Source organism: Ruegeria sp. BHSB064, assembly GCF_059613205.1.
The window spans coordinates 19701-46256 of sequence record NZ_JBXWSB010000029.1 but is presented as its reverse complement, the minus strand read 5'-3'; the positions used below and the strand labels follow the sequence as shown (position 1 = coordinate 46256).

Here is a 26556-nt window from a genome sequence, read left to right as displayed (position 1 = left end):
TCCTCATCGGATACATAAGGGATGCCATGGGAATTCATGGAAATCAACAGGAATTTTTTCGATCGTGGCGCTTGGGGCACGTGATGTATATACTAAATTGTCGAATTTTTGACATCAATACACCACTGATAGCGCAGCGCAATCCAACCTTACCTACATATAGAAAGAAGTTGTCGGGAAAAAGTTCCCGCGTTTTCCCGAAAAAAATTGTATTTTCTCGTTCAGACTGGATTTTTCGGCCCGCAGGAAGCAGCCGAATACCAGAATCGACCAGAAAAAGAGGGCAAAGTTACCGGCCTTTCCCCGCCGACACCAGCATCGCCCACGAATTCCCATACGTAGTCACTCGAGCACTTTGAATGCCGTACTTCGCGCTGCCTTCAACCCGAATGGTCAGAATCGGCAAGACGCCTACAAGCCTCCCAAACGGTCATTTCGCAGAAAATTCCGCACATCCAAGGTCCACCATCTGCGTTTCAGGTCGCACAAATTCTCGTCGAATGCGCCCAATTCCAAGGCAGTTCACATCGATGTGTTTTTTGGGGCGCTCAGGGTGCCCTTAGGTAAAACCTATATTTTAAAGGCGCATATCGTCGTTGGGAAAAAAGCGAACCAATCTATGCATTTGCTGCATAGCAGCATTGATGACGTGACCCATTGTGCAATCGCAGCATTTGCCTATCTTCAGTCTCAAGCACGGACCGATTGATATCGGTAACGCAAGATAGACGGATGATGAAAATGGCAGTCGCAAGCACACAAACCGCACCCAAGAGCGCACCGGCGTTCGGACTGAACACCCTGGTCGAAAACGCCAAGACCCGCTTTGCGCGCTATCGCATGTACCGCCAGACGGTAAACGAACTGTCCGCCCTGTCGAACCGCGAACTGGCCGATTTGGGCCTGCACCGTTCGATGATCCGCCGGGTTGCACTGCAGGCGGCAGAAGACCACACCGCGCGCTGAGCGCGCCACAGATACCGAGATCAGGCCCTTCCTCCTCCCTTAGGGTCTGTAATCAGCGGCAACGTCTCTCCTCCTCCCTGACGTTGCCGCACCTTATACCGGCCTCAGGATGCCGGAACCTGATACATCGAGGCTCTCCTCCTCCCTGCCTTGATGTTGAAAGCGCGCGGCGACGTCGTCCTCCTCCCTGACGTCGCCGCGTCTTACCCATACCGGGCTCAAACCCGGGTTCGCATACATCAGGGCTCTCCTCCTCCCTGCTCTGATGTTGACAAGACGGCGGTTCCCCTTCCTCCTCCCTGGGAACCGCCGTTTTTTGTTTTTCAGGCTCCGGTGTAGGATGGCATCCTGATTTCTGATCCGGAGAACGCCATGGCTGCCTATTTCATCGCGCAAATCGACATACACGACCCGGACGGGTATCAAGACTATCTGGCGGGGTTCATGCCGATCTTTGATCGTCACGGCGGCCGTTTGCTCACCGTCTCCTCCAAACCCGTCGAACGGATCGAAGGCGATTGGCCGGACGGTGGAATTGTGCTGATGGAGTTTCCAGACCTTGCCGCGGCGAAAGCCTGGAAAGACGACCCTGATTACATTCAGTTGGCGAGGATCCGGCAAGCCACCGCCTCGACCAATCTGGTTCTTGTCGAAGGATTATGATGCCTTAGAAAGGGACGTCATCCTTGTTGGTCAGGAATCGTGACACCACTTTCTTGGTGCCCGCCTTATCGAAATCGACCTCGACCTTGTCGCCCTCGATACCGATGACCGCGCCATAGCCGAATTTCTGGTGAAACACACGCTCGCCCAGCGTGAAACTGGCCAAGGCGGTTGCGTCGATCACCGTGTCACGACTTTCGCGGGGTTGTGACATGCCATATAGCCCCTGCCGTGCCTGCATCCGCTTCCAGCCCGGTGAGTTATAGACATTGGCTTCGGCCGCACGGGTTTCGATTCCCGCTGTCTGGTGCCCTCCGCCATACAGACCCGGAGGCGTCAGCACCTCGACATTCTCTTCCGGCAATTCGTCGATGAAACGCGAAGGCATGGAGTTCTGCCACTGGCCAAACACCCGCCGGTTGGCGGCAAAGGAAATCGTGCAGACCTCTTCCGCGCGGGTGATGCCGACATAGGCCAGACGCCGTTCTTCCTCGAGACCTTTAAGGCCGGATTCGTCCATGGAACGCTGCGAGGGGAACAACCCGTCCTCCCACCCCGGCAGGAAGACAACCGGAAACTCAAGCCCCTTGGCGGCATGCAGGGTCATGATCGAAACCTTGGCCCCGTCCGAATCCTGTTCATTGTCCATCACAAGGCTGACATGTTCCAGAAACCCTTGCAGATTCTCGAAATTGTCCAGTTGGTTGACCAGTTCCTTCAGGTTTTCCAGACGCCCCGGCGCTTCGGGTGTCTTGTCGTTCTGCCAATGGGCCGTATAGCCGGATTCGTCGAGGATGATCTGAGCAAGTTCGATATGCGTATGCTCGGGCGCACCGAACCGCATGGGTGATCCGTCATCAATCACCGAGTCGTCGTCCACCTCGATCCGCGGGCCGCGCGTCATGGCATTCCACCGAGCCAGCCCATAAATCAACTCGCGCAGGGCTTTGCCACCCTTCCCCTTGATCAGCCCGTTATCGACGGCGATCCGAGCGCCTTCGACCAAAGACACCCCATTTTCACGTGCGGTCATCTGAATGGTCTGCTGCGCCTTGTCGCCAAGGCCGCGTTTTGGTGTGTTCACAATACGCTCAAAGGCCAGATCGTCTTCGGGGCTGATCACTAGCCGGAAATAGGCCATGGCATCGCGAATCTCCATCCGTTCATAGAACCGCGGGCCGCCGATCACCTTGTAGGGCAGACCGATTGTCAGGAACCGATCCTCAAACGCGCGCATCTGGTGCGAGGCGCGGACGAGGATGGCGATTTCATCCAGGTTCACCGGGCGAATACCGCGTGTACCGCCTTGCATGGCATCGATTTCCTCGCCGATCCAGCGGGCTTCTTCCTCGCCATCCCAATGGCCGATCAGGTTGACCTTGTGACCTTCCTCGGCATCGGTCCACAATTCCTTGCCCAGCCGGTTTTCGTTCCCTCGAATGACGTTCGATGCTGCCGCCAGAATATGCGGGGTCGAGCGATAGTTCTGCTCCAACCGCACCACATAAGCGCCCGGGAAATCCTTTTCGAACCGCAGAATGTTGCCCACTTCGGCCCCGCGCCAGCCATAAATCGACTGATCGTCGTCCCCCACACAACAGATGTTCTTGTGCCCTCCGGCCAGCAATCGCAGCCACAAATATTGGGCAATGTTGGTGTCCTGATACTCATCCACCAGAATGTAGCGGAACCAGCGCTGGTATTGCTCCAGCACGTCCGGATGGGTTTGGACGATCGTGACCATATGCAGCAGCAGGTCGCCGAAATCTACCGCATTCAACTCTCGCAAACGGGTCTGATACTGAGCATAAAGCTCAATACCCTTGTTGTTGTAGGCCCCCGCGTCTGCGGCGGGCACCTTATCCGGTGTCAATGCGCGGTTTTTCCAATCGTCGATGATACTAGCCAGCAATCGTGCAGGCCAACGCTTGTCATCGATGTTCGCCGCCTGAGTTAGCTGTTTCAGCAGTCGCTTTTGGTCATCGCTGTCCAGAATCGTGAAGTTCGATTTCAGATCGACCAATTCCGCATGGCGGCGCAGCAACTTGACGCAGATCGAGTGGAACGTGCCCAGCCACGGCATCCCTTCAGCAGGCTGGCCCAGCAGGCGACCGACACGCTCTTTCATCTCACGCGCGGCCTTGTTGGTGAATGTCACCGAGAGAATCTCATTCGGACGGGCCCGCCCAGTGTTGAGTAAATGCGCGATCCGGGCCGTCAGAGCCTTGGTTTTGCCCGTCCCTGCCCCGGCCAACATCAGAACCGGGCCATCCAGATGTTCGACCGCGTCCCGTTGCGCCGGGTTCAGCTCATCCAGATAGGGTGACGGGCGCACGGCCATTGCCCGCGCCGACAACGATGCGCCCTCGAAGGCGTCCATTTCGTCAAAACTGCTCATGGGCCCAAACTACGCCGGAAAAGACCGAAGGGAAAGAGTTTGTTCACGGCTTGTTCACAGGCTTTTTGCCTCTGTTCGCATAAATCTTAAACATTCGCTTTGGCATGTTCCGGGCTGAGTTTACGCTCTGTCAAACTCCTCCGCACATCCTGTCCCTACCGATGTGGGAGAATGTGGACATGGACCGGGCTGGGACGGCAGGCATCAGCACAAGGCTAAAGACATTCATAATAACGACGATGCTGCTTGCGCTTACAGCGTTGGCAGGTTGGGGAATCTATGCCATCCCTGGTCCGGTCGTCGATCGTATGCTGGAATCCGATTTGCGCCATCGTGCCGTTCAGATGGGGCGCCAAGTCGAAAGCCAGCTGTATGATCTGCAGGTAAGTTTTGAACGGCACATTCTAAGTCAGCATGACCTAGCCTTTCTGGCTTTGCTGCCTGAAACCTCTGATATCTACAGATTCAAGCTATTCGACGCCTCCGGTCACGTGTTCTGGTCTACGCGCGAGTCTGATGTTGGAAGTGTGAACACAAAACCTTACTTCGCTGACGTCGTCGCGATGGGTAACTTGTTCTACAAACACGCCGAAAAACCGATTGCCGAGGTCGACTCGCTGGATGCCGACCAGCTAAAGGGTTCTGACACCAATACCCGTCACGTTGCTGAAATCTATGCGCCTGTGGTCCAGAACGGCCGGTTTCTTGGGGCAATCGAGTTTTATTCTGACATCACAGATGTAAGAAACCTGTTTATCAGCCGCGTGCGGCTTTCTCTGATCGTCGTCAGCACAGTGGTTTTGCTTGCCCTCATCACCGTGAGCCTTGTGGTTCATCGCACCAACCGCAAGCAATTGGGCGTATTGGAACTGCGCGCGCAGAAAGAACGCGCATTGATGGATGATCAACTCCGCCTCGCACGCGAGGTGCGTTTATTGGGTGAGTTGAACGAATGGCTGCAATCAAGCCGGTCTCTGGACGAGTTGTTCGATATGGTGTCGCGCTTCATGACCCACATTCTGCCCGAGGCAGAGGGAAGTGTTTATGTCTATTCCAACTCGCGCGATGTGCTGGATGGCTGCGCCAGTTGGAATGGCGGCGCACACAAAGCGCATATTCATCCCGAAGGATGCTGGGGTCTGCGAAGGGGGCGAACCTATGAATTTGGCGCATCCGAGATTGACTTTGTCTGCGAACACGCAGAGCCGCATGATGGACGGCCCTATTTCTGCTTTCCCATTCTGGCCCATGGGGAAACCGTAGGTCTGATGCATCTGCGTGCGCTTGAAGAGCGCGAGGCTTGCTTCCACAAAAGCCGCAAACTGGCACAGCTTTGCGCCGAACAGATCAGCATGGCGATTGCCAATGTCCGCATGCGCGATCAGTTACATGACCAATCGGTGCGTGACCCTCTGACCGGTCTGTTCAACCGCCGTCACATGACCGAAACGCTTCGGAAATCCATTAGCCGCAGTCAGCAGACTGGTGCAGCGCTGAGCTTGATTGCCGTGGACGTGGATCACTTCAAGAAATTCAACGACACACATGGGCATGACGCTGGTGACATGGTCCTGCGCGCGGTTGGGGCCGCGTTGGAACAGGGTTGTGACCGCGACGAGATGGCCTGCCGCATTGGTGGTGAAGAATTCATGCTGATCCTTCCAGACAACACCCCCGAAGACGCCATGACCCGCGCCGAACAGTTGAGGCAGGCGGTCGAGGCGGTCGCGGTCCGCTATGGTGAGAAGGCGTTGCCGCGTATCACGATCTCGGTCGGCGTAGCGCATTACCCGAAACATGGAACCATGCCTCAGGACCTTATGCGTGCAGCGGACGATGCGCTTTACGCCGCCAAGGACAAAGGACGCAATCAGGTTCAGGTGGCAAACAGTACCCGGAATCAGGTCACGCAACCTTCTGTTGAAAGTAACCAAAGGGATTCGGATGTAGCGTAAACCCCTTGCCGAATCGCGTGGCGGGTCGGATCAATCCGCATGGACCTGCACAGCACCTTTCCGGGCATTCCAGACCTGAAACGCCGCGCGCGTCGCCGCTTACCGCATTTCGTGTGGGAATATGTCGAAAGCGGGACTGGCACGGAAACGGCCCTTTTGCGCAACCGAACGGCGCTGGATGACGTCCGGCTGACGCCATCGATCCTGCACGGAGAATTGGAGTTTGATACGTCAAAGACGATTCTGAACCGCACCTGTTCTTTGCCCTGCGGCATTGCACCTATCGGGATGTCCGGACTGGTCTGGCCTAATGCAGAGCGTTTGTTGGCGCAGGCTGCCGCACAGGCGGGGATTCCCTATACCCTGTCGACCGTCGCAAGTCAGAGCCCCGAGGATCTGGCCCCGTATCTCGGACCAGATGCGTGGTTTCAACTTTATCCGCCACGGGATCCGGACATTCGTAAGGATATGCTGGACCGTGTACGCGCCGCCGGTTTTCGAACGCTTGTCCTGACGGTAGATGTTCCCGTTGCATCGCGCAGGGAAAGGCAAACACGCTCAGGCTTAAGACAGCCGCCAAAACTGACGCCGCGCTTGCTTGCACAGATCGCGAGGCGGCCAGCCTGGGCGATTGGAATGCTGCGCAGTGGCGCGCCGCACATGCGCACCCTGGATAAGTACATCGAAAATCCGGGCGATCTGCCGCCAACGGCGCATGTCGGATACTTGCTCAGGACCTCTCCGGATTTGGAATATGTCTCTTGGCTGCGCGACCACTGGGATGGGCCTTTGGTGATAAAAGGCATCCTTCGGCCCGAAGACACACACAGTCTGGAACAGGTTGGGGTGGACGCACTTTGGGTCTCGAATCACGGGGGTCGTCAGTTTGATGCAGCCCCCGGCAGCATAGAGGTTCTTCCAGCCATCAGAGCCGCCACCCGTCTTCCCCTGATCTTTGACAGTGGCATCGAAGGCGGGCTGGACGTTCTGCGCGCGCTGTCCTCAGGAGCAGACTTTGTCATGCTGGGGCGTGCTTTTTTGTACGGGTTAGCGGCACTTGGCGCACGGGGCCCAGCCCATGTCATCGACATTCTGCGGCAGGATCTGCACGCAAATATGGGGCAGATGGGTTTGGCAAATTTGTCTCAAATCGAGAGATAACGCTAAACATTTGATGCTGCAGCGCGGCATGACTATAAGGGCGCAGCGGCCAAAGGGCGTTTGCGAGCGGTAACATGCCGGTTCTACCCAGAAGAACGGATATACCTGCGCGTATTGTTTGCCCAATAAGACGCCCAAACACAAAAGACCGGGACCTACTATGACAGACTTCAACAAGATCCTGATCGCCAACCGCGGCGAGATTGCCATCCGCGTTATGCGCGCAGCAAACGAGATGGGCAAACGCACCGTCGCCGTTTATGCGGCAGAAGATAAGCTGGGCCTGCACCGGTTCAAGGCGGATGAGGCTTATCAGATCGGCGAGGGCATGGGTCCGGTCGCGGCCTATCTGTCGATCGACGAGATCATCCGCGTGGCCAAGCAATGCGGCGCCGATGCCATCCATCCCGGCTATGGCTTGCTGTCCGAAAACCCGGATTTCGTGGATGCCTGTGTGAAAAACGGCATCACCTTCATCGGCCCCAAAGCTGAAACCATGCGGGCGCTTGGCGACAAGGCCAGCGCACGGCGTGTCGCTATTGCGGCGGATGTTCCTGTCATTCCAGCGACCGAGGTTCTGGGCGATGACATGGACGCCATCCGCAAGGAAGCCGCCGAGATCGGTTATCCGCTGATGCTCAAGGCCAGCTGGGGCGGCGGCGGTCGGGGCATGCGCCCGATCCAGTCGGAAGACGAGTTGGAAGAAAAGGTGCTGGAAGGCCGTCGCGAGGCAGAAGCCGCTTTTGGCAATGGCGAGGGTTATCTGGAAAAGATGATCACCCGTGCCCGTCACGTTGAGGTTCAGATTTTGGGCGACAAGCATGGTGAGATCTATCACCTGTACGAACGCGACTGCTCGGTGCAGCGTCGGAACCAGAAAGTGGTTGAACGTGCCCCCGCGCCGTATCTGTCGGAAGAACAGCGTGCGGAAATCTGCGAACTGGGCCGCAAGATCTGCGCCCACGTGAACTACGAATGCGCGGGCACGGTCGAGTTCCTGATGGATATGGAAACCGGCAAGTTCTACTTCATCGAAGTGAACCCGCGCGTGCAGGTGGAACACACCGTCACCGAGGAAGTCACCGGTATCGACATCGTACAGGCGCAGATCCTGATTTCCGAAGGCAAGACTCTGGCCGAAGCCACCGGCGCTGCAAGCCAGGCGGATGTACATCTGAACGGCCACGCGTTGCAGACCCGGATTACGACCGAAGACCCTCAGAACAACTTTATCCCCGACTATGGCCGGATCACTGCCTATCGCTCGGCCACGGGCATGGGCATCCGTCTGGATGGCGGTACAGCATATGCAGGCGGCGTGATCACCCGGTACTACGATTCACTGCTGACCAAAGTGACGGCCTGGGCCCCAACGCCGGACAAGGCGATTCACCGGATGGACCGCGCCCTGCGCGAATTCCGTATTCGCGGCGTCAGCACCAATATCGACTTCGTGATCAATCTGCTGAAACACCCGACTTTCCTGTCGAATGAATACACCACCAAGTTCATCGACACGACGCCGGACCTGTTTGCGTTCAAGCGCCGCCGCGACCGGGGCACCAAGGTTCTGACCTATATCGCGGACATTACGGTGAACGGGCACCCCGAGACCAAGGATCGCCCCGAGCCGCGCGCCGACCTGAAAGAGGCCAAGCCCCCCGCGCAGAAGGCCGAGCCGCAAATGGGCACCCGCAACCTGCTGGAACAGAAGGGCCCGCAGGCCGTGGCCGACTGGATGAAGGCGCAACGTCAACTGCTGATTACAGACACCACCATGCGCGACGGGCACCAGTCTCTGCTGGCAACCCGGATGCGCTCGATCGACATGATCAAAGTGGCGCCGACCTATGCGGCCAACCTACCGCAGCTGTTCTCGGTCGAATGCTGGGGCGGTGCAACGTTTGACGTCGCCTATCGCTTCCTGCAGGAATGCCCGTGGCAGCGTTTGCGCGACCTGCGCGAGGCGATGCCAAACCTGATGACCCAGATGCTGCTGCGTGGCGCAAACGGGGTCGGCTACACCAACTACCCCGACAACGTGGTGCAGGAATTCGTGCGCCAGGCATCCAAGAATATCGACGTCTTCCGCGTCTTCGACTCTCTGAACTGGGTCGAGAACATGCGCGTGGCGATGGACGCTGTGGTCGAAAACGGAAAAATCTGTGAGGGCACCGTTTGTTACACCGGTGATATTCTGGACCCGGATCGCTCCAAGTACGACCTGAAGTACTATGTCGGAATGGCGAAAGAGCTGCGCGATGCAGGCGCACATATTCTGGGCCTCAAGGACATGGCGGGTCTGTTGAAACCGGCCTCGGCCAAAATCCTGATCCGCGCGCTGAAAGAAGAGGTCGGTCTGCCGATCCACTTCCACACGCACGACACGGCGGGTATCGCCAGTGCGACCATTCTGGCCGCGTCCGAGGCGGGTGTGGATGCCGTGGACTGCGCAATGGATAGCTTCTCGGGCAACACCTCGCAGGCAACCCTTGGCACTGTTGTTGAGGCCCTGCGCCACACCGACCGTGACACCGGCTTGGACATCAAGGCAATCCGCGAGATCAGCGATTATTTTGAAGCGGTTCGCGGTCAGTATGCGGCTTTCGAATCCAGCCTGCAGGCCCCGGCCTCCGAGGTCTATCTGCACGAGATGCCCGGCGGTCAGTTCACCAACCTCAAGGCGCAAGCGCGTAGCCTGGGTCTGGAAGAGCGTTGGCACGAGGTCGCCCAGATGTATGCCGACGTGAACCAGATGTTCGGAGACATCGTGAAAGTGACGCCGTCTTCCAAGGTAGTCGGCGACATGGCGCTGATGATGGTCAGCCAGGGCCTGACCCGCGAAGATGTGGAAAGCCCCTCGACTGACGTGGCCTTCCCCGACTCGGTCGTGGACATGATGCGCGGCAATCTGGGTCAGCCTCCGGGCGGGTTCCCGGAGACCATCATCAAAAAGGTTCTGAAGGACGAGGCCCCCAACACCCAGCGCCCCGGCAAGGACGTGCCTGCGGTCGATCTAGAAGCCACGCGTGCCGAACTGTCCAAGCAGTTGGAAGGCAAAGACGTCGATGACGAGGATCTGAACGGATACCTGATGTATCCCAAGGTGTTCCTGGACTACATGGGCCGCCACCGGATCTATGGCCCGGTCCGTACTCTGCCAACACGCATCTTCTTCTATGGCATGGAGCCGGGCGAAGAAATCACGGCCGAGATCGACCCCGGCAAAACGCTGGAAATCCGCTGTCAGGCGATTGGTGAAACCGATGAAAACGGCGAAGTCCGTGTGTTCTTTGAACTGAACGGCCAACCGCGCGTGATCCGGGTGCCGAACCGGATGGTTGCTTCAAGCACACAAGCCCGGCCCAAAGCCGAAGTCGGCAACCCCAACCATGTCGGAGCCCCGATGCCGGGTGTTGTGGCCACAGTCGCCGTGACTGCCGGCCAACAGGTCAAAGAAGGCGACATGCTGTTGACCATCGAAGCGATGAAGATGGAAACCGGCATCCACGCTGAACGCGACGCAACGGTCAAGGCCGTTCACGTCCAGCCCGGCGGCCAGATTGACGCTAAGGACCTGCTGGTCGAACTGGAATAACCGGTTTAGCATTCTAAGCTTACGAGGGCCGCGCGGGGAACCGGGCGGCCTTTTTCTATGTCGGGAAGGAGACGCACTGTGCTTTCGATCACTCCGATCTATGCGGCCCTGATCGCAATCCTTTACGTGGCGCTCAGCGTCAAAGTGATTCTGCAGCGTCGCAGCGACAAAATCTCGGTCGGGGATGGCGGCAGCAAGATGATGATCAAGGCGATACGGACGCATTCCAATTGCGCCGAATACGCGCCCATCGGCCTTTTGCTGGTCGCGATGGTTGAGTTGCAGGGCGCGGGTGGCTTGCTTGTGCATCTGCTGGGTCTGATGTTGCTGGCCGGACGTCTGTTGCACGCTTACGGGTTTGGCAGAACCCCGCAAATCATCATCCTGCGACAGGTCGGAATGGGGCTGACGTTCACTTCGATATTGATCGCTGCCATTGCGAATCTGGGTTTAGCACTCTGATCATTTACGGGATCAACTGGCCAAAACTCGCGTATCGACCGCCGGAGCTTGAAGCAGAATCGGCTCAATCTCTGCCACCCTGTTTTCGTCCTGCGTGCAGATCACCGTTGTCAACACGATCAAAGCCGCCAACAATGCCATTTTAAGGTCTGCTGTATTCGCCATTTCCTTCACTTAGCCCCTCTTGTTTTGTGATGCTCTGAAAATAGAACGCTTCAGGATCGAATTTCCGTCGAAAGATTTTTCCGCTTTTTTGTGTTTTTCCGCTTGCAGCGCCGCGTGGGAATTTATACATCCCTCCTCACTCAACGGCGCGGGCGTAGCTCAGGGGTAGAGCATAACCTTGCCAAGGTTAGGGTCGGGCGTTCGAATCGCCTCGCCCGCTCCATTGAGAGGTCTTTGGACCACATATGTATCTGATGCGGGCGTAGCTCAGGGGTAGAGCATAACCTTGCCAAGGTTAGGGTCGGGCGTTCGAATCGCCTCGCCCGCTCCAGATACAAAACTCTCTCAACATGCTGGTTCTTTGCACCGCGGTGCGTCATTCTGATCGCATTACGCAATGCAGGATTACCTTATGTCTGATTACACCATTCGCTCCCTCACCGCCGCCGAAGTCCAGCACGCCGTGGATTGGGCCGGTCGCGAGGGATGGAACCCCGGCGTGCATGACGCCGAGTGCTTTCGGCCAACAGACCCGGACGGGTTTTTGGGCGGTTTTCTGGATGGAGAGATGATTTCCTCGGTCTCGGCAGTGAATTACAACGCCGATTTCGCGTTTCTGGGCTTTTACATCGTTAAACCCGAGTTCCGGCATCATGGTCACGGGCTCGAGATTGCGCAGCACGCGCTTGCTCATTGCAGCGGTCGTAACATGGGTCTGGATGGGGTTGTCGAGCAACAGGACAATTATCGCAAGTCAGGCTTTACCTTCGCGTATAACAACTACCGATTTGCCGGAACAAAAACGCGGATGCTGGCGAAGCTGGGTACATCGTCGAATGATCACGTCACGGATCTGAGCAGCGCATCAAATGAACTAAAAGCCTATGACCGCGACATGTTTCCCGCTGCACGTGATCTGTTCCTTGAAAGCTGGCTCAGCGCATACAGTCACGTATCGAAGGTCTATTCCGACAATGGCAGAATCCGAGGCTACGCGACGCTGCGCCCTTGCCTCACCGGGTACAAGGTTGGCCCGCTGTTTGCGGATAATGCCGACATTGCAAAGGCTTTGTTAGCAGCTCTGCTGACCACGATTCCCGAAGACCACAACGAGCATGAGGTTTTTGTGGACATGCCACAGCCGAACACTCAAGCCTTTGCTTTGGCCGATGAACTTGGGTTGGGCAAAGTGTTCGAAACGGCCCGCATGTATTCCAGTCACCAGCCGGATATCGACCTTGACCGTGTTTTTGGCGTGACGACGTTTGAGTTGGGCTAAAACGCCTTGAACGTCATGGTGGTCAGCGATCGTTCTATATTGGGAATCACCAGCAGGTGTTCGTTGATGAAATGGCCGACATCCTCGGATTCCGGGATGTAGAGCTTCAGAAGCAGGTCATATTCGCCGCTGGTGGAATACAGCTCGGAATGAATTTCGCGCAGGGCGATTTCTTCGGCCACCTTGTAGGTGGTGCCGGGTTTGCAGCGGATCTGGATGAAAACGCAGGTGGACATGGTGTGACCCCATCGGTTCGTGTTGCTAGCAAGCTGACACGGGGCAAAGCCGGGCGCAATCCCCTGCAACAGTTTGGCCTGAATGCAACCTACGGTCTGGATAAGGCAACCCAACCCCGTCTATAAGCGCGCCTGTAGCAAAAGGAATTCGCCCATGCGCAGCGCTTCGATCAGCCGCAAGACCGCCGAAACCGAGATCACAGTGCAGGTCAATCTGGATGGCACCGGCACCTATGACAACCAGACCGGTGTTGGCTTTTTTGACCATATGCTGGATCAGCTGGCGCGCCATTCGCTGATCGACATGACAATCAGCGCCAAGGGCGATTATCACATCGACGACCACCACACAGTCGAAGATACCGGCATCGCGCTGGGTCAGGCACTGACACAAGCTTTGGGCGACAAGAAAGGCATCCGCCGTTATGGTGAATGCCATCTGCCCATGGACGACGCGCAGGTACGCTGCGCGCTGGATCTGTCGGGACGTCCGTTCCTGATCTGGAATGTAGACCTGCCGACGCAGAAGTTCGGCACGTTCGACACAGAGCTTGTGCGCGAGTTCTTTCAGGCCCTCAGCACCCATGGTGGCATCACCCTGCACGTCGACCAGTTGCACGGCTTCAACAGCCACCACATTGCCGAAGCGGCTTTCAAAGCTGTCGCGCGTGCGCTGCGCGATGCGGTCGAAACAGATCCCCGCAAGGCGGATGCAATTCCGTCGACCAAAGGCGCGCTGTAAATGCTGACTGCCATTATCGACTACGAAAGCGGCAATCTTCACTCGGCAGAAAAAGCCTTTCAGCGCATGGCGCAAGAGGTCGGCGCCGGTGAGGTTGTTGTGACCTCGGACGCCGATGTTGTCGCCCGGGCAGACCGTTTGGTTTTGCCCGGAGATGGAGCCTTTCCCGCCTGTGCAGCTGAACTGCGTGGACATAAGGGCATCTATGACGCGATGGTCGAAGCGGTTGAACAGAAAGGTCGCCCGTTTCTGGGAATTTGCGTTGGCATGCAACTGATGGCGACTAAGGGCCACGAATACAGCGAAACCGAGGGTTTGGGCTGGGTTGCGGGCGATGTTGTTCGAATCGAGCCTTCGGATCCAACCCTGAAAGTTCCCCATATGGGCTGGAACGATCTGGTCGTGGAAAGCGAACACCCGGTATTCGATGGGGTGAAATCCGGTGATCACACCTATTTCGTCCACTCCTACCATTTTCGTGTGAACGATCCGGCACAGCGGCTGGCTTACGTGGACTATGGGCAAGAGGTCACGGCCGTGATTGGCCGCGACACGATGGTTGGGATGCAGTTCCACCCCGAGAAAAGTCAGGACGTTGGTCTGCGTATGCTGGGTAACTTCCTGACCTGGACCCCCTGAGGGTTACTGAACCCGCGTCCAGGTCTGGCCCCGACAGATCAAACCACCAGCCACGCATCCCTTGACGGTCAGCTTGTTCTGGCCGTCCAGCGACATTTTCGAGTTGTAGGTCTTGTCACGATCCGGGGCCCAGATCTTGCCATTGTCATAGGCGCCACCACCTTCGGGGACCATGTCCCAGATGATCTGTTTGCCCAGGTTCTCGTATTCCAATTGCTGATTACCGTCCGCATCAAAGGCACTGTCGATAGTGCCGCAGATGGCGCTGCCGCATTCAGAAATCGTAACGTGCAAATAGCCGCCTGTGTCACCCGGCGCAGTCTTCCACAATCCGTCGACGGGATCTGCTGCCAAAGCGCCGGTCGCAAGAAGCGACAAACCCGCTGCGAAAATAAATTTCTTCATCATTTTCTCCCTGTTTTGAGGGCAGTCTGACCCGCCAATGTTCAACGGGCAAGAATGACCCAGCGTCGCGTTGCATCCCCTGCCCTGCCTGTGCGATATCCCGCGCGTGTAACACAGATATAGGGCCGCTCGACATGATCCTCTACCCAGCCATCGATCTCAAAGACGGCCACGCCGTGCGCCTGCTGCGCGGTGAAATGGACAAGGCCACTGTGTTCAACGAAGACCCAGCCGCACAGGCTCGTGCCTTTGTCGAGGCCGGATGTGAGTGGTTGCATCTGGTGGATCTGAATGGTGCGTTTGCAGGCGAACCCGTCAACGCAGCCCCGGTCGAGGCGATTCTCAAAGCTTGCGACGTGCCTGCTCAGTTGGGTGGTGGTATCCGGGACATGGCCACCATCGAAACCTGGATCGACAAAGGTCTGGCCCGCGTGATTCTGGGGACGGTAGCGGTCGAAAACCCGGATCTTGTGCGCGAAGCGGCCAAAGCCTTCCCCGGCAAGGTCGCCGTGGGCATTGACGCACGCAACGGGATGGTGGCAACCAAAGGTTGGGCCGAGGAGACAGATGTGCAAGTCACCGATCTGGCCCGCAGCTTCGAAGACGCAGGCGTCGCTGCAATCATTTATACCGATATCAACCGCGACGGCGCGATGCAGGGTCCGAACATCGAGGCCACCGCAGCGCTGGCCGAAGCCGTGTCTATCCCGGTCATCGCCTCGGGCGGCGTCAGCTCTCTGGAAGACCTGATTGCTTTGCGCGATTGCGGTGTCGAGCTGAACGGCGCGATCTCGGGTCGGGCGCTCTATGATGGCGCGATTGACCTGGCCGAGGCCATTCGCGCCCTGAGTTGAGTTACTGCGCGGCGGCAGCGGTTAATTTGGCCAAAGCGCCGCGCATCTTTTCGATGACGGGTGACTTTTCAACCTCATCCAGTTCATCCATCGTCTCTTTGGGGTCTTCATAGGCCAGCCAAACCTGACCGTTGGCATCTTCATACGCTTGCACCTTAAGCGGCAGGAACAAACCGGCACGTGGGTCTATCTGCATCGCGGGTGTGCCCAGTGCAGGATTGCCAAAAATCAGCACCTGATTGGCGGGAATGGGCGTACCGACCTTTTCCGCACCAGCTGCGTGGTCAATGCGGGCGAACACGGTGGCACCGGCATTGCCGACCGCCGCTTCCAGCGCATCCAACGCCTCGGCGACGGATTTATCCGTTTGAACTTTGATGATGTCATCAGCCATGGCGGACAGCGCGCCTCCGAACGAGAGAATTGAAGCAAGTATCAGTGTTCGCATATCGGATTTCCTTTTGTGAAATTCACCCCAATTGTCTCAAGTTTCAGAATTCTCACAATCACAAGTCTGGCATCGGCAAAGCTTTGCCGGATTATGAACGCCAGATTTACCATCAAATTCGAAAACAATCCGGGCGAAAGTCCAACATTTCACCCACTCAAGCCCCAATTCAGCCGGAATTCGCGCCTAATTTACGCCTCAAACGATCCAATTCAGGTGGCGCGCGTGAGTTTTTTCAGCATTGATGTCCCGAACACATCCAGATTCAAAACCGCGACGGTTGCGATCTTCTGTGCGGCGATCTTTACAAGCGCGAGCTTGTTGTTCTTTGTGCAGCCCCTGTTTGCCAAATTGGTCCTACCCAAGATCGGGGGCGCACCGGCAGTCTGGACGACGGCGATGCTGTTTTTTCAGATCGTTCTGATTCTCGGCTACGTCTATGCGCACCTTTTGACAAAATACCTGCCGCTGCGCTGGCAGATCATTACACATTTCGCCTTTTGGGTCGCAGCGCTGACCTTCCTGCCGCTGTCCACCAGCGATAGCTGGAGCTACGACGCCTCGACTTCGACCGCGCTGCAAACGCTCGGCTTGTTTGCCATGGGCGTCGGTGTGCCGTTTGCGGTTCTGTCTGCAAACGCGCCTTTGCTGCAGGCCTGGTACGCCAAATCGGGCGGTCCGTCGGCCGATGATCCCTATTTCCTGTACAGCGCCAGCAACGTCGGATCCTTACTGGCGCTACTGGCCTTCCCTCTGGTCGCTGATCCGTTCTTCGGGGCAGTTGAAATCAGCTTTGCATGGTTGATCGGATTCGTCCTTTTCGGGGCGCTATTGCTTGGTAGCGGGTTGTTCGCATTGCAAGGGTCTCGGCAGGCCGAAACTTCAATGCACGCCACGCTCAAAACCAGTTTTCCGCCTCTGAAACAGATCGCAGTCTGGGTGTTTGTTGCTTTCATCCCCTCGTCTTTGATGTTGTCCTTCACGACACGGGTCAGCACGGATCTTGGCGCACTCCCACTGATCTGGGTTGTTCCGTTGGCGGTTTACATCCTGTCCTTCGTCATTGCCTTCGCCAAATGGAAACACTTGACCTTGGATGCATTGAACCTGCCAATGCTCGCTGCGCTGGCTGTTGGCGTCGTGCTGGTGTCCAAGGTGGTCAGCGAACATGACGCACCTGTGGTCATCCTGCTCTACGTCCCTGTTCTGTTCATCGTTGCACTCTTCGCACACCGCTTGCTCTACGACATGCGCCCGTCAGCCGAGCAATTGACGGTGTTCTACATCGCCCTGTCCGTGGGCGGTGCGATCGGCGGGTTGTTCAACTCGATTGTTGCACCACTTGCCTTCACCCGAGAGCTTGAGGCGCCGATCACTATGATTCTGGCAGGGGGATTGTTCCTTGTCCGAGCACCGGTTTTTGCGTTGCGCCATGTCATCATTGGCGTCGCGGCCAGCGTATTCATCCTCGTCATCGCAGGTGCAACTCGCAACGTTGCCGCCCTGAGCGAGGACCTCCCTCGCGCAGGCGCGCTGTTCGTACTGATCTTTGCAGTCCTGTATCTGTTCCGGACTCAAGCCCTGCGCATCCCGGTCGTACTTGCCATCGTTTTGCTGCCAGCCTTCGCAGTCAAAAACGATCCGGTGTTCGAAGATCGCAGCTTTTTTGGTGTGCATTCGGTCTATTCCAGCGCTGGCTACCGCGTTTATAAAAACGGCACAACAGTGCACGGGTGGCAGCGCGAATCCGAATACGGCACACGGCCAACGCCGCTGTCTTACTATCATCCCGAAGGCCCGATGGCGCAGGTGATCACTTCTGAGTTTGGCAAACAATCTGACAGCATCGGCATTGTGGGGCTGGGCACAGGTGCGCTGGCCTGTTACCGCCAACCCGGCCAAAATTGGGATTTCTTCGAGATTGACGCAACCGTCGATCAAATTGCGCGCGATCCGTCCCTGTTCACCTACCTGTCTGAATGCACACCCGATTCAGAAACGCATCTGGGCGACGCCCGGATCGTGCTGGAACAAAAGCCGTTTGCCTTCGATATCCTTGTTCTGGATGCCTACAGTTCAGACGCGATCCCTCTGCACTTGATCACGCAGGAGGCGGTCGAGATGTATACGCGTCGCCTGAGTGAAGACGGAGTTCTGGTGTTCCACATCACCAACCGCTTTTACGATCTGGTACCGCCGTTGGCGCGAATCGCCGACAGCCTGAACCTGACAGCAGCGCATCAGCGGCTGGCCGTGGGCGAAGAGCAGGTTGAAACCGGGGCCGCCACCAGCAGTGTTGTAATCCTGAGCCCCGACGCAACCCGGATTGACGGTTTCGTGCAGGGTGGGAACTGGCGAATTGTCGAGACCGACGGCGCACAACCCTGGACCGACGACAAGGCCAACCTGCTTTCGGCGCTCAAGCTGCTGAAGGAAGGAGACAGCTAAAGCGGTCCTTCCTGCCACGATAATCCGGGCCATAGGCGTCAAAACGTCTGTGGCATCACCGGCGCTTTGCCGGTAAAGGTCCGGCAACAAAGGACGCCCAGATGCTGAAAACCCGGATCATCCCCTGTCTTGATGTTGCTGACGGCCGCGTGGTCAAAGGCGTGAACTTCGTAGGTCTGCGCGATGCAGGCGACCCCGTGGAATCTGCCAAAGCGTATGATGCTGCCGGAGCGGACGAAATCTGCTTTCTGGACATCCACGCAACGCACGAAAACCGCGGCACAATGTTCGATGTGGTGCAGCGCACGGCTGAACAGTGCTTTGTGCCATTGACAGTGGGCGGCGGCGTGCGCACCAAGGATGATGTGCGTGCTCTGTTGCTGGCGGGGGCGGATAAGGTCAGTTTCAACTCGGCAGCCGTCGCCAACCCTGATGTGATCGCCGAGTCGGCAGATCAATTCGGAAGCCAATGCATCGTTTGCGCCATCGACGCCAAGACCGTCAGCCCCGGCAAGTGGGAGATTTTCACCCACGGTGGACGCAAGCCCACCGGTATTGATGCAGTCGAATTTGCCAAAACAGTTGTTGCCAAAGGCGCCGGGGAAATCCTTTTGACCTCGATGGATCGCGACGGCACTAAGGCAGGCTTCAACCTGCCCCTGACCCGCGCCATTTCCGACGCGGTGAATGTGCCGGTGATCGCCAGCGGAGGTGTCGGCACTCTGGACCATCTGGTCGAAGGTGTCACCAAAGGCGGTGCAAGCGCCGTACTGGCTGCTTCGATCTTCCATTTCGGCGAATACACCATCCGCGAGGCCAAGGAACACATGGCCGCTGCGGGCATTCCCATGAGGCTGACATGAGCATTCTGCACGATCTGGCCGCCACGATTGAAGCCCGCAAACAGGCAGACCCGGACTCGAGCTGGACGGCCAAGCTGCTGGCCAAAGGCCCCGAGAAATGCGCCGAGAAGTTTGGCGAAGAAGCCGTTGAGGCGATCATCGAGGCCGTCAAGGACGACAAAACCAAGCTGACCTCTGAGGCGGCTGATGTTCTGTATCACCTTCTGGTCATGCTGGCGGCGCGGGACGTGGCGCTGGATGATGTCCTGACCGAACTGGCACGTCGTCAGGGCATCAGCGGCATAGCCGAAAAGGCATCCCGCCCCAAAGGGTAGCGTACGGGTTCCAAGCCGCTGTTTGGGAAGCTATACTCGGGCGTCAGATTGGCAGGCCGAGGGCGCGACATGATCCGAGTTTTGATGCTTGTGGCAACGCTGGCCATTACTGCGGCCTGCTCTGCTCCACCGCCCTCGACCGGGGATGAGGTTCAACGCTTGGCAACTCAAATCCAAAGCTTGGGACCTGATATAGATCCTGACGAAGCCCAACGCGCGGCGCAAGTCGCTTATGCCTACACCGCGCAACTTGTCGATGAATACCAGATCACCGACCCGCCATTGATCCACAATACCAAAGTCAACAAGGGCCTGCGCCCGCGCGGCTTATGCTGGCACTGGGCCGAAGACATTGAGCGTCGCCTGAATCAGGAAAACTTTCAAACGCTAGAGATGCACCGCGCCATCGCCAATGCCGACAACCCGTTTAGGATCGACCACAGCACGGCAATCATCAGCCGCAAGGGGGAATCGCTGTATGACGGTGTTGTGCTGGACCCGTGGCGCTATGGTGGGGTGTTGTTCTGGTCCCCGCTGGTCGAGGACACCCGTTACGAGTGGGTGCCACGCGACGTTGTGCTGGAGAAGCGGCGACTGGAACAGGTGGCCCGGCTGAAACCGTACCAGCCGACGACGCCCTAAAGCTTGGACGAGATTATCCCGGTCGAAAACCCGCCCATGCGCAATTCGCCAAACAGGCGTTGATACTCGATCTTGGGGCAACGGTTCATCACCACCTCCACACCACGAGCTTCGGCCTTAGCCGCTGCTTCGGGGTGTTCGACACCGATTTGCATCCAGATTGTGCTGAGAGAAGGAAAGGCTGCCAATGCTTCGTCAACAATAGGCGGCACAGCCTCGGACCGCCGGAAAATGTCCACCATGTCCACATGCTCGGCAATATCTGAAAGGCTGCCACGCACCGTCTGACCAAACAGTTCCTTGCCTGCATGTCCCGGATTGACGGGGATCACATCGAACCCTTTCAGCGACAGATAGCGCGCCACATAAAAGCTGGGCCGCACAGGGTTCATTGACACGCCGACAACGGCAACCGTTTTGGTCCGTTGCAGAATGGTCTTGAGGTGCTGATCGGAATAGTCTGGCATGCCCTATCCTTAACAGGGTTCCCAAAAGAAAAAAGCGCCCAAGAAAGCTTGGGCGCCAGTTGTTGGAACGAGGGACAGTGAAATGACCCGCGGCAGTTCCGTTCCGCGGTCACTGTGACATTTAGGCATGAGTTGGACAAAAAAAAGAGGGCGCGCGCATTTTTGTGATGACTTTTCACAATTAGCTGATTCTTGCCTACTTCTGATACAAGATCACCGGCCAGTTTTCTTCTGCCATTTCAATGTATTCCGCCCTGTCCTGCCGCCACATTACTTCGACCTGAGGTGAATGCGTCAGGTACAGCCGGCCATCGACAACCTGCCACGCGTTGGGGTCGGTGCTTTTCAGGACGCCTTTGGCCATCGCGTAAGAACAATACCCGCCAAACTGCGGGGCAAAGGCGCGCGGGTTGCTTTCAAAACGCTCGCGGTTTTCGGCAGACGAAAAGTGCCATTTTGCCCCTTTCCACATAACCGCGTTTTCCGGGGCACCCATCACAGGCGTCGTGCCTTCGAAATAGGTCACAGGATCATACCCGGCCAATGCCACACCTTCAGTAGCGAAATAGACAGGCTTGTCCTGCGCAAAAGCGGCAGAAGCGAGGAAAAGGGCGCTTAGCGCGCCAAGTATGGTACGTCGGATCAGCATCGTCATGTCAGAATCTGCGTTCTTGAGAGTATCAAGATGCAAGTTTTCACGGACAACGGAAGCCCTGTTGACAAGGATGTGATCGAGTTTCAACGCCAGGGAGATCAGTCAAAAATATCTTCAATCACGTCCCAAGCTTCGTCGAACACGCGCGAGAACATGCTCTTTTTCTTCTTTTTTCGTTTCGCCTTTGGAGGCACCACATGAGACACCGCAGGTCGCGCCGGTTTGGTCTTCCCAGCCTTGCGCTTAGGAAGCATCTTCAAATCATGCAGCGGCGCACCGCAGCTTGAACAACTAAGCTCGTGCCGCTCTTTTCCCTTCAGGACCAGAGCCGCTCGGGTCCCGCAATAGCAGCAGGTGGCGATTTTGGATGGGCCGGAAATGACGCTCTCCTTCGATCAGGGACGAGATGCATATAAGGCGATTGCCGCCGCATTTGAGACATTCAGTGACCCAAACCCACCCGCTGCGTCAATTTTCACCAACTGATCCACGGTTTCTTTGGTCTTCTGCCGCAAACCCGGGCCTTCCGCGCCAAGCACAAGCGCCACGGGGCGATCACGTCCCTCGCTCAGCGCGCCTTCGATCGTCACCTCGGCTTCGCCGTCCAGCCCAAGTACCAGAAAGCCCATGCCCTGAAGCTCAATGATCGCGTCCGCAAGATTACGTACCCGCAGGTATGGCTGACGCTCCAGCGCACCACTGGCGGTTTTGGCCAGCGCGCCCGTTTCCGGTGCGGAATGGTGGCGGGTGCCAATCACAGCGCTGGCCCCCAGAACTTCGGCCGAACGCAGAATCGCCCCAACGTTATGCGGATCCGTCACGCGATCCAGCAGGATGACGCGCGGGTTTTCCCGACCGATACAGTTTTCAGCCAGACCGCCCCAATCCAAGGGCTTGACCTCAAGGGCCGCCCCCTGATGGACTGACCCCGCATCGATGGGCGCGGAAAACTTGCGCGGGTCAACCATCTCGGCATCGATCCCTGCAAAATCAATCGCTTCCGATAACTTGTCACGCGCATTGCGTGTCACGATCAGGCGCAATTTCTGACGATTTGGGTTCATCAAAGCATCCCGCACCGCATGCAAGCCGAACAGCCAGACGGTTTCGGCAGCGGCCGCTTTGCGCGCCTGTTCCTTTTCGACGACCCATTTGGGTTTCTTCATTTTATGGGCCTCCGGGCCGAGAATTCGGTTTCCTGCGCCAAAGCGGAATTTTCCTGTTGACGCTCCTTTGGTGCGCTAGTAATCACGCCTCCACGTCAGGTGCAACGCCTGACAGTGGGCGACAGGCCGCAAGGTGTGGCAGGGGACTGTAACTCCCTCGCGGAGACGCACGCCTGGTTCGATTCCAGGGTCGCCCACCATCTTCCAAAAATGTGTAATCCAATGCAACCTGCTGTTAATTCGGCAGGGTTTCCCATTCCTGTACAACCGCACCATCCCGTACAGCCAGCACTGTGCCAAATTGGTTCAACACCGCCTCGCTTTGTGTCGGACGCAGCAAGGCAATATCGCCGGGTTGTACAATACTTGATGTCGGGCCTGTCCAGACCTCCTGATTGCTAGATCGACCGAAGATTGAGGAATAGGAAAAACCCTCAGGGTAGATCGGCTGTGCAAGGTAATGCCCTCCGAAAACAGCAACGTCCGTCTTGCGTCGCGGCAGAAACTCCAACCCGGGCAAAGCATTGCCGGGCATGGTCTTGAGTATTGGCGTCGCGATGAATGCTGCAGCCTGAAAAGCCGCTGTCGAGCGATGGTCGAAATCCGACGGCTTGACCAGAACCGAACCAAAGGCGACCTCGGTTGCGGAACCTGTTGAGCCATAGGTTTGAAAGGTCAGGCTGCCACCAGTGTTCAAACACAACCCGGCCCCATTTTCGGGCAAAGCTGCCACGGCCAGACGATAGATCTCGGCACAGCGCCGCTCGGCTCGGGCTCTGAGGACAGAAGGCAGTTTTGCCAGATGCGCCTCATACCCCATCACGCCGCTCAACCGCGCCAGCGGGTGTGCGACGATCGTTTTTGCCACACTGGAAACCTGATCCGCGCTCAGACCACCGCGATGCAAGCCAATGTCTAATTCAAGCGACAAACGCAAAGCCAAGCCGGTCTGATCCGCGAGCGTCAGATAGTCCTGCAAGCGTTCTGGGGTGTCGATCAGCCATTGCACCCGATCAGCGGCATCGGGGTATGCCTGAAGCACACGCGCGGCAGAACCAACGGGCAAAGGCTTACCGATCAGGTGATCGGTGCCGCCTTCAACTTGCAACAAAGCGGTCAACATTGGTTCTGAGAACGTCATAAGCCCCGAAGTTGGGATCAGACCCCGGATTTGATCCAAAAGCGGCAAGCAAGGCAAAGATTTAGCAACCAGCCGCTTCTCAAGCCCGGCGTCAACACCGGCCACTGCCATCGCGCAATTGGACTCGAGCCGGTTCAGGTCAATTGCTACGACCGGATGATCCACACCATAGTTTTGTAGCGATTGCGACAGACGGGCGACATACGGGTCGTTCATGGCTGAAACAGCTTCGCCAAGGCAGGTGTCATGAACTTGCCCTGCGGATCAAGCTGTTCACGCAAGGCGCAGAAACGGTCGAAATCGGGGTAAAGGCCGGATAGTTCCCGGTATGTCAGGCTGTGCATCTTGCCCCAATGCGGGCGGCCGCCGGCCTCGACAAAAAGCGGTTCCAGCGCGTTGAAATAGCGACTGTGATCCTCATCCGCATCCGTGTGAATAGCAACAGAGATACGCGGGCCGCCCTGAAACGGCGAAAGGCACGCAGTGTCGCCTGCGGTCTGTCGTACCTCAATGGGGAAATAGATGTCCTTGTGGTCCTGTTCCAGACGGCGGAACACCTCAGCCAGCACGTCGCTGGCGACCTCAGGGGGCAGGTGATACTCCATCTCTTTGAAGCGGATATGCCGGTCACTGCATAAAACCCGCCAGCTTTCGCCTATGTAATCTTCGTCCGATTGCGCCATCGTCAAAAGTCTGAGCAACGCTGAACGCAAACCACCGCTGAACCGCCCGGCGTTGCGGGCCAGTTTCAGAACCTTGACCGCCAGCATATCCAGATCACGCGGGGCCTTGGTTTCGGGCGCGTCGAACACTGAATGGCGAAGTTCGACGGCCTTGCCTGTGAAAGGAATGTAGAAAAATTCGAAGTTTCGGTTCTCAGCCCAGTTCTTGTGCATGTTCAACAGGCACTCCGGCAAATCGGTCAGCGTGACCTGACGGCGCAGATTGTACTTGGGCACTACATTGATGCGGGCTTCGGTCAGAACACCCAGCAACCCAAGCGTTACCTGTGCCATGTCCAAAGGAATATCGGCTGACGTTAAGGCCTCACCGCTTGCACCGACAAAGCGCGCATCCGTGATTTCTGCGGCAAGACAGGGCAGTTCACGCCCTGTGCCATGGGTCGCGGTCGAAACCGCCCCAGCCAGCGATTGGGTATTGATGTCGCCAAGATTACGAAAAGCCAGCCCCCGGTCAGCCAAAGCAGGAGACAGATCGCGCAGACGCGCGTTGGCGTTCACCCAGACCTGCCCGTCCTCAGCCGCACCGATGGTCGGTGCCTCAAGTTGCGACAGGTCCAGAATACGCTCGGCCCCTGCCACAATAGGTGTGAAAGAATGGCCAGCGCCAACGACCCTCAGGGTCTGAGGCGACATCACAGCGCGTCGCAACGCATCCAGTGTTGTCGGGCGCATGACCGCAGTATTTGTATTCTCGTTTCCTGCCCAGTTTGACCACATTCAGCTCATCCTCCGTGTTCCGAGGATTGCAGCCCGAAGTCAGCGAAACAAGGCAGGGAATCAGCGTGTTACGTGACGTGACTTGGTTTAGGCCGCATTGGCCTGCTGCGCGTTTACGCGTTCGAACCAAGCAACGATTGCGCTCAGGTCCGAGTCTAGCTGTTCCGCATCACCACCTGTGAAGTCCTGAAACTTCTCACTGTTCAGACCGTTCACACCGACCAGCACTGGAATGTCCTGCGCCAATGCTTCAGCGATCACCGGGCGAAACCCGCGGCCATCAGCTTCGTGCTTGCCGAACTTGTTGATGATCAACAGCTGTGGCGCGTCAGCGAGCGACGACGTTACATATCCAACCGCCTGCTCCAGCGCCGCCGGATCCAGACGGCAACCGCGCGACTGTGTTCCCAGCGATTGCGAAATGCGGATGGTCTCTCCTTCGGGCAGCACGCGCACATCCATATCGCATTTGCTGCTGTCCGCACATTCGGTGTTGGTTTGAACAACGCCCGCCAATTTCGCGCCCGAAGCCAGCAGGTGTTCTGCAACAGCGCTTAACAGGCGATCAGTGGCACCGCGATCGGTGGTGGTGACATAGGCCAGATTCATCTAGGACCTCTTGTTTTTCATTGCGACATCTCAAATAGCACGCTCAGGTGCGTCCGACCACTCCCCCACCTAAGGAAGCGGAGACAGGCCGATCACAGGTGCGTGCAGGTGAAGAAGAACCGCATAAGCGGCCAGTGCGGACAGCCAAACCCAGGGGCGCGGCCAAGGACGCGGCGCGCGGAGTGAAAAGCGCGCAGTATTTCGCGCCAAGCGGACCCATTCCATGCCCATTTCGCTCTGTTTGCGGCGGTCGATCAAGACCATGCCCATGGCCGCGAAACCGGCAAACAGGCCAAACAGGATGACATGCGACAGGCTGCCATTGGTCAGCAAATGCGCCAACGCCCACAACATCAGTGCGGCAAGGACCGGATGGCGGGTGGTGCGCAGGATACCGGGCTGCTCTGGATCAAAAGGTCGATCACCCAGCCCGCCAAAGGAGAACGGGTTCTGAATGATGATCCCCGCAAGGGTCAGCCAGCAGACAACTGGCATGATCAGGACTGGCACCCAACGCAAGACGGTAAACGGTGGGATGACCTCAACATAAGGGGCGTTCGCTGCCGCGGTGATCAGCCACGCCAACACGGCGAGTGACAGGATCGAATATCCAGCGAAGTACCCGCGTTGTCCCAGCGTACCGATTAACCACCCGCGCACGGCAGGCCGCACGGGAATTGCGTGGCTGAGAAGAAACGCGACAAGCGCTGCAAGGAAAAGAACCCAACCGGTCATGGTGATCTCCGAACGTGTTGTGACCGGTCTAGATCAGGATGGCGGTGGGTTCCTTGTCCGAAATCAAGTTTTGCGCGGGGGCGGA

At 57.3% G+C, this 26556-nt stretch carries 28 protein-coding genes and 3 tRNA genes; 18 read left to right on the top strand and 13 right to left on the bottom strand.

From position 1 onward, the window contains the following. The 3 genes from AC2FNU_RS09525 to AC2FNU_RS09515 form a co-directional block, all read left to right on the top strand. The coding region (locus tag AC2FNU_RS09525) for a hypothetical protein (RefSeq protein WP_496787609.1) at positions 1-359 on the top strand (359 nt) is incomplete at its 5' end. 382 nt (positions 360-741) lie between these two features. Next, positions 742-966, top strand: a complete 225-nt coding sequence (locus tag AC2FNU_RS09520; RefSeq protein ID WP_496787607.1) for a DUF1127 domain-containing protein — start codon at positions 742-744, stop codon at positions 964-966. A gap of 372 nt (positions 967-1338) precedes the next feature. Beyond that, positions 1339-1629 (top strand): DUF1330 domain-containing protein, encoded by a 291-nt coding sequence (locus tag AC2FNU_RS09515; protein WP_496787605.1) that lies wholly within the window; start codon positions 1339-1341, stop codon positions 1627-1629. Between the two features lie 4 nt (positions 1630-1633). On the opposite strand, the gene AC2FNU_RS09510 is transcribed toward AC2FNU_RS09515, so the two are convergent. After that, positions 1634-4027 carry an ATP-dependent helicase gene (locus AC2FNU_RS09510; RefSeq protein ID WP_496787604.1) on the bottom strand — a complete coding sequence of 798 codons (2394 nt, stop codon included), beginning with the start codon at positions 4025-4027 and terminating at the stop codon, positions 1634-1636. A 179-nt stretch (positions 4028-4206) separates the two neighbouring features. On the opposite strand from AC2FNU_RS09510, the gene AC2FNU_RS09505 reads away from it, so the two are divergent. The 4 genes from AC2FNU_RS09505 (at position 4207) to AC2FNU_RS09490 (ending at position 11203) form a co-directional block, all read left to right on the top strand. Then, positions 4207-5982 (top strand): sensor domain-containing diguanylate cyclase, encoded by a 1776-nt coding sequence (locus AC2FNU_RS09505; protein ID WP_496787613.1) that lies wholly within the window; start codon positions 4207-4209, stop codon positions 5980-5982. Between the two features lie 39 nt (positions 5983-6021). Beyond that, entirely contained in the window at positions 6022-7143 is a 1122-nt protein-coding gene (locus tag AC2FNU_RS09500) for an alpha-hydroxy acid oxidase (RefSeq protein WP_496787602.1), read from the top strand. Between the two features lie 160 nt (positions 7144-7303). After that, a complete protein-coding gene (locus AC2FNU_RS09495; RefSeq protein ID WP_496787600.1) occupies positions 7304-10741 on the top strand; it encodes a pyruvate carboxylase in 3438 nt (1145 codons plus the stop codon). A 78-nt stretch (positions 10742-10819) separates the two neighbouring features. Further along, positions 10820-11203: an MAPEG family protein gene (locus tag AC2FNU_RS09490; RefSeq protein ID WP_496787599.1), complete on the top strand. Its 384-nt coding sequence runs from the start codon at positions 10820-10822 to the stop codon at positions 11201-11203. A 12-nt stretch (positions 11204-11215) separates the two neighbouring features. Here the strand turns inward: AC2FNU_RS09490 and AC2FNU_RS09485 are convergent, their stop codons facing one another. After that, the gene (locus AC2FNU_RS09485; protein WP_496787597.1) at positions 11216-11368 is read right to left on the bottom strand and encodes a hypothetical protein; all 153 of its coding nucleotides are present in this window, start codon (positions 11366-11368) and stop codon (positions 11216-11218) included. 148 nt (positions 11369-11516) lie between these two features. Here AC2FNU_RS09485 and AC2FNU_RS09480 point away from each other — a divergent pair. The 3 genes from AC2FNU_RS09480 (at position 11517) to AC2FNU_RS09470 (ending at position 12647) form a co-directional block, all read left to right on the top strand. Next, positions 11517-11591: transfer RNA gene (locus AC2FNU_RS09480), tRNA-Gly, on the top strand. A 33-nt stretch (positions 11592-11624) separates the two neighbouring features. Next, positions 11625-11699, top strand: a tRNA-Gly gene (locus tag AC2FNU_RS09475). A 66-nt stretch (positions 11700-11765) separates the two neighbouring features. After that, on the top strand, positions 11766-12647 hold the full coding sequence (locus AC2FNU_RS09470; protein WP_496787595.1) for a GNAT family N-acetyltransferase: 882 nt from the start codon (positions 11766-11768) through the stop codon (positions 12645-12647). On the opposite strand, the gene AC2FNU_RS09465 is transcribed toward AC2FNU_RS09470, so the two are convergent. Continuing rightward, positions 12644-12883, bottom strand: a complete 240-nt coding sequence (locus tag AC2FNU_RS09465) for an Lrp/AsnC family transcriptional regulator (RefSeq protein ID WP_170384414.1) — start codon at positions 12881-12883, stop codon at positions 12644-12646. The genes AC2FNU_RS09470 and AC2FNU_RS09465 overlap by 4 nt on opposite strands. Positions 12884-13037: 154 nt before the next feature. Here AC2FNU_RS09465 and hisB point away from each other — a divergent pair, with 154 nt between their 5' ends. Together hisB and hisH are read left to right on the top strand one after the other, a co-directional pair. Next, positions 13038-13625 (top strand): imidazoleglycerol-phosphate dehydratase HisB, encoded by a 588-nt coding sequence (gene hisB / locus AC2FNU_RS09460; RefSeq protein WP_496787592.1) that lies wholly within the window; start codon positions 13038-13040, stop codon positions 13623-13625. Further along, a complete protein-coding gene (gene hisH / locus AC2FNU_RS09455) occupies positions 13626-14264 on the top strand; it encodes an imidazole glycerol phosphate synthase subunit HisH (protein WP_496787590.1) in 639 nt (212 codons plus the stop codon). 3 nt (positions 14265-14267) lie between these two features. Here hisH and AC2FNU_RS09450 read toward each other — a convergent pair whose 3' ends face one another. Then, positions 14268-14669: a DUF2147 domain-containing protein gene (locus tag AC2FNU_RS09450; RefSeq protein WP_496787588.1), complete on the bottom strand. Its 402-nt coding sequence runs from the start codon at positions 14667-14669 to the stop codon at positions 14268-14270. Between the two features lie 134 nt (positions 14670-14803). Between AC2FNU_RS09450 and hisA the strand changes: the two genes are divergently transcribed. After that, positions 14804-15523 (top strand): 1-(5-phosphoribosyl)-5-[(5-phosphoribosylamino)methylideneamino]imidazole-4-carboxamide isomerase, encoded by a 720-nt coding sequence (gene hisA, locus AC2FNU_RS09445; protein ID WP_496787586.1) that lies wholly within the window; start codon positions 14804-14806, stop codon positions 15521-15523. A 1-nt stretch (position 15524) separates the two neighbouring features. On the opposite strand, the gene AC2FNU_RS09440 is transcribed toward hisA, so the two are convergent. Continuing rightward, positions 15525-15971 (bottom strand): DUF302 domain-containing protein, encoded by a 447-nt coding sequence (locus tag AC2FNU_RS09440; protein ID WP_496787585.1) that lies wholly within the window; start codon positions 15969-15971, stop codon positions 15525-15527. 225 nt (positions 15972-16196) lie between these two features. Between AC2FNU_RS09440 and AC2FNU_RS09435 the strand changes: the two genes are divergently transcribed. The 4 genes from AC2FNU_RS09435 (at position 16197) to AC2FNU_RS09420 (ending at position 20238) form a co-directional block, all read left to right on the top strand. Then, positions 16197-18419, top strand: coding sequence for a fused MFS/spermidine synthase (locus tag AC2FNU_RS09435; protein ID WP_496787583.1), 2223 nt, complete (start codon positions 16197-16199; stop codon positions 18417-18419). 101 nt (positions 18420-18520) lie between these two features. After that, positions 18521-19282 (top strand): imidazole glycerol phosphate synthase subunit HisF, encoded by a 762-nt coding sequence (gene hisF, locus AC2FNU_RS09430; RefSeq protein ID WP_496787581.1) that lies wholly within the window; start codon positions 18521-18523, stop codon positions 19280-19282. Continuing rightward, positions 19279-19596 (top strand): phosphoribosyl-ATP diphosphatase, encoded by a 318-nt coding sequence (locus AC2FNU_RS09425; RefSeq protein WP_496787579.1) that lies wholly within the window; start codon positions 19279-19281, stop codon positions 19594-19596. The genes hisF and AC2FNU_RS09425 overlap by 4 nt, the downstream gene beginning before the upstream one ends. A gap of 69 nt (positions 19597-19665) precedes the next feature. After that, entirely contained in the window at positions 19666-20238 is a 573-nt protein-coding gene (locus tag AC2FNU_RS09420; RefSeq protein WP_496787578.1) for a hypothetical protein, read from the top strand. Here the strand turns inward: AC2FNU_RS09420 and AC2FNU_RS09415 are convergent. The 4 genes from AC2FNU_RS09415 to rlmB form a co-directional block, all read right to left on the bottom strand. After that, positions 20235-20705 carry a CoA-binding protein gene (locus tag AC2FNU_RS09415; protein ID WP_496787576.1) on the bottom strand — a complete coding sequence of 157 codons (471 nt, stop codon included), beginning with the start codon at positions 20703-20705 and terminating at the stop codon, positions 20235-20237. The genes AC2FNU_RS09420 and AC2FNU_RS09415 overlap by 4 nt on opposite strands. 196 nt (positions 20706-20901) lie before the next feature. Next, positions 20902-21360 (bottom strand): YHS domain-containing (seleno)protein, encoded by a 459-nt coding sequence (locus AC2FNU_RS09410; RefSeq protein WP_496787574.1) that lies wholly within the window; start codon positions 21358-21360, stop codon positions 20902-20904. 98 nt (positions 21361-21458) lie between these two features. After that, on the bottom strand, positions 21459-21740 hold the full coding sequence (locus AC2FNU_RS09405) for a hypothetical protein (RefSeq protein ID WP_171668955.1): 282 nt from the start codon (positions 21738-21740) through the stop codon (positions 21459-21461). Between the two features lie 15 nt (positions 21741-21755). Then, the gene (rlmB, locus tag AC2FNU_RS09400) at positions 21756-22526 is read right to left on the bottom strand and encodes a 23S rRNA (guanosine(2251)-2'-O)-methyltransferase RlmB (RefSeq protein WP_496787573.1); all 771 of its coding nucleotides are present in this window, start codon (positions 22524-22526) and stop codon (positions 21756-21758) included. A gap of 116 nt (positions 22527-22642) precedes the next feature. Here rlmB and AC2FNU_RS09395 point away from each other — a divergent pair. Further along, positions 22643-22726: transfer RNA gene (locus tag AC2FNU_RS09395), tRNA-Tyr, on the top strand. Positions 22727-22761: 35 nt separating this feature from the next. On the opposite strand, the gene AC2FNU_RS09390 is transcribed toward AC2FNU_RS09395, so the two are convergent. The 4 genes from AC2FNU_RS09390 to AC2FNU_RS09375 all read right to left on the bottom strand — a co-directional run bounded on the left by AC2FNU_RS09390 (position 22762) and on the right by AC2FNU_RS09375 (position 26471). Further along, positions 22762-23883 carry an alanine racemase gene (locus AC2FNU_RS09390; RefSeq protein ID WP_496787571.1) on the bottom strand — a complete coding sequence of 374 codons (1122 nt, stop codon included), beginning with the start codon at positions 23881-23883 and terminating at the stop codon, positions 22762-22764. Beyond that, positions 23880-25127, bottom strand: coding sequence for a D-arabinono-1,4-lactone oxidase (locus tag AC2FNU_RS09385; protein WP_496787569.1), 1248 nt, complete (start codon positions 25125-25127; stop codon positions 23880-23882). Before AC2FNU_RS09385 ends, AC2FNU_RS09390 begins: the two co-directional genes overlap by 4 nt. An 87-nt stretch (positions 25128-25214) precedes the next feature. Further along, the gene (locus AC2FNU_RS09380) at positions 25215-25736 is read right to left on the bottom strand and encodes a DUF2478 domain-containing protein (protein ID WP_496787568.1); all 522 of its coding nucleotides are present in this window, start codon (positions 25734-25736) and stop codon (positions 25215-25217) included. Positions 25737-25805: 69 nt separating this feature from the next. After that, positions 25806-26471, bottom strand: coding sequence for an NnrU family protein (locus tag AC2FNU_RS09375; protein ID WP_496787566.1), 666 nt, complete (start codon positions 26469-26471; stop codon positions 25806-25808). Positions 26472-26556 lie beyond the last annotated feature (85 nt).

Excerpts from the sequence above, each read along its gene's own strand:
- hisB (WP_496787592.1), top strand. The coding sequence starts at position 13,038 with ATGCGCAGCGCTTCGATCAGCCGCAAGACCGCCGAAACCGAGATCACA.
- AC2FNU_RS09380 (WP_496787568.1), bottom strand. The coding sequence starts at position 25,736 with ATGAATCTGGCCTATGTCACCACCACCGATCGCGGTGCCACTGATCGC.
- AC2FNU_RS09520 (WP_496787607.1), top strand. The coding sequence starts at position 742 with ATGGCAGTCGCAAGCACACAAACCGCACCCAAGAGCGCACCGGCGTTC.
- AC2FNU_RS09375 (WP_496787566.1), bottom strand. The coding sequence starts at position 26,471 with ATGACCGGTTGGGTTCTTTTCCTTGCAGCGCTTGTCGCGTTTCTTCTC.
- AC2FNU_RS09440 (WP_496787585.1), bottom strand. The coding sequence starts at position 15,971 with ATGCGAACACTGATACTTGCTTCAATTCTCTCGTTCGGAGGCGCGCTG.
- AC2FNU_RS09415 (WP_496787576.1), bottom strand. The coding sequence starts at position 20,705 with ATGCCAGACTATTCCGATCAGCACCTCAAGACCATTCTGCAACGGACC.
- AC2FNU_RS09500 (WP_496787602.1), top strand. The coding sequence starts at position 6,022 with ATGGACCTGCACAGCACCTTTCCGGGCATTCCAGACCTGAAACGCCGC.
- AC2FNU_RS09485 (WP_496787597.1), bottom strand. The coding sequence starts at position 11,368 with ATGGCGAATACAGCAGACCTTAAAATGGCATTGTTGGCGGCTTTGATC.
- AC2FNU_RS09515 (WP_496787605.1), top strand. The coding sequence starts at position 1,339 with ATGGCTGCCTATTTCATCGCGCAAATCGACATACACGACCCGGACGGG.
- AC2FNU_RS09390 (WP_496787571.1), bottom strand. The coding sequence starts at position 23,883 with ATGAACGACCCGTATGTCGCCCGTCTGTCGCAATCGCTACAAAACTAT.
- hisA (WP_496787586.1), top strand. The coding sequence starts at position 14,804 with ATGATCCTCTACCCAGCCATCGATCTCAAAGACGGCCACGCCGTGCGC.
- hisF (WP_496787581.1), top strand. The coding sequence starts at position 18,521 with ATGCTGAAAACCCGGATCATCCCCTGTCTTGATGTTGCTGACGGCCGC.
- hisH (WP_496787590.1), top strand. The coding sequence starts at position 13,626 with ATGCTGACTGCCATTATCGACTACGAAAGCGGCAATCTTCACTCGGCA.
- AC2FNU_RS09495 (WP_496787600.1), top strand. The coding sequence starts at position 7,304 with ATGACAGACTTCAACAAGATCCTGATCGCCAACCGCGGCGAGATTGCC.
- AC2FNU_RS09510 (WP_496787604.1), bottom strand. The coding sequence starts at position 4,027 with ATGAGCAGTTTTGACGAAATGGACGCCTTCGAGGGCGCATCGTTGTCG.
- AC2FNU_RS09505 (WP_496787613.1), top strand. The coding sequence starts at position 4,207 with ATGGACCGGGCTGGGACGGCAGGCATCAGCACAAGGCTAAAGACATTC.
- AC2FNU_RS09450 (WP_496787588.1), bottom strand. The coding sequence starts at position 14,669 with ATGAAGAAATTTATTTTCGCAGCGGGTTTGTCGCTTCTTGCGACCGGC.
- AC2FNU_RS09385 (WP_496787569.1), bottom strand. The coding sequence starts at position 25,127 with ATGTGGTCAAACTGGGCAGGAAACGAGAATACAAATACTGCGGTCATG.
- AC2FNU_RS09420 (WP_496787578.1), top strand. The coding sequence starts at position 19,666 with ATGATCCGAGTTTTGATGCTTGTGGCAACGCTGGCCATTACTGCGGCC.
- AC2FNU_RS09425 (WP_496787579.1), top strand. The coding sequence starts at position 19,279 with ATGAGCATTCTGCACGATCTGGCCGCCACGATTGAAGCCCGCAAACAG.
- AC2FNU_RS09470 (WP_496787595.1), top strand. The coding sequence starts at position 11,766 with ATGCAGGATTACCTTATGTCTGATTACACCATTCGCTCCCTCACCGCC.
- AC2FNU_RS09410 (WP_496787574.1), bottom strand. The coding sequence starts at position 21,360 with ATGACGATGCTGATCCGACGTACCATACTTGGCGCGCTAAGCGCCCTT.
- AC2FNU_RS09465 (WP_170384414.1), bottom strand. The coding sequence starts at position 12,883 with ATGTCCACCTGCGTTTTCATCCAGATCCGCTGCAAACCCGGCACCACC.
- rlmB (WP_496787573.1), bottom strand. The coding sequence starts at position 22,526 with ATGAAGAAACCCAAATGGGTCGTCGAAAAGGAACAGGCGCGCAAAGCG.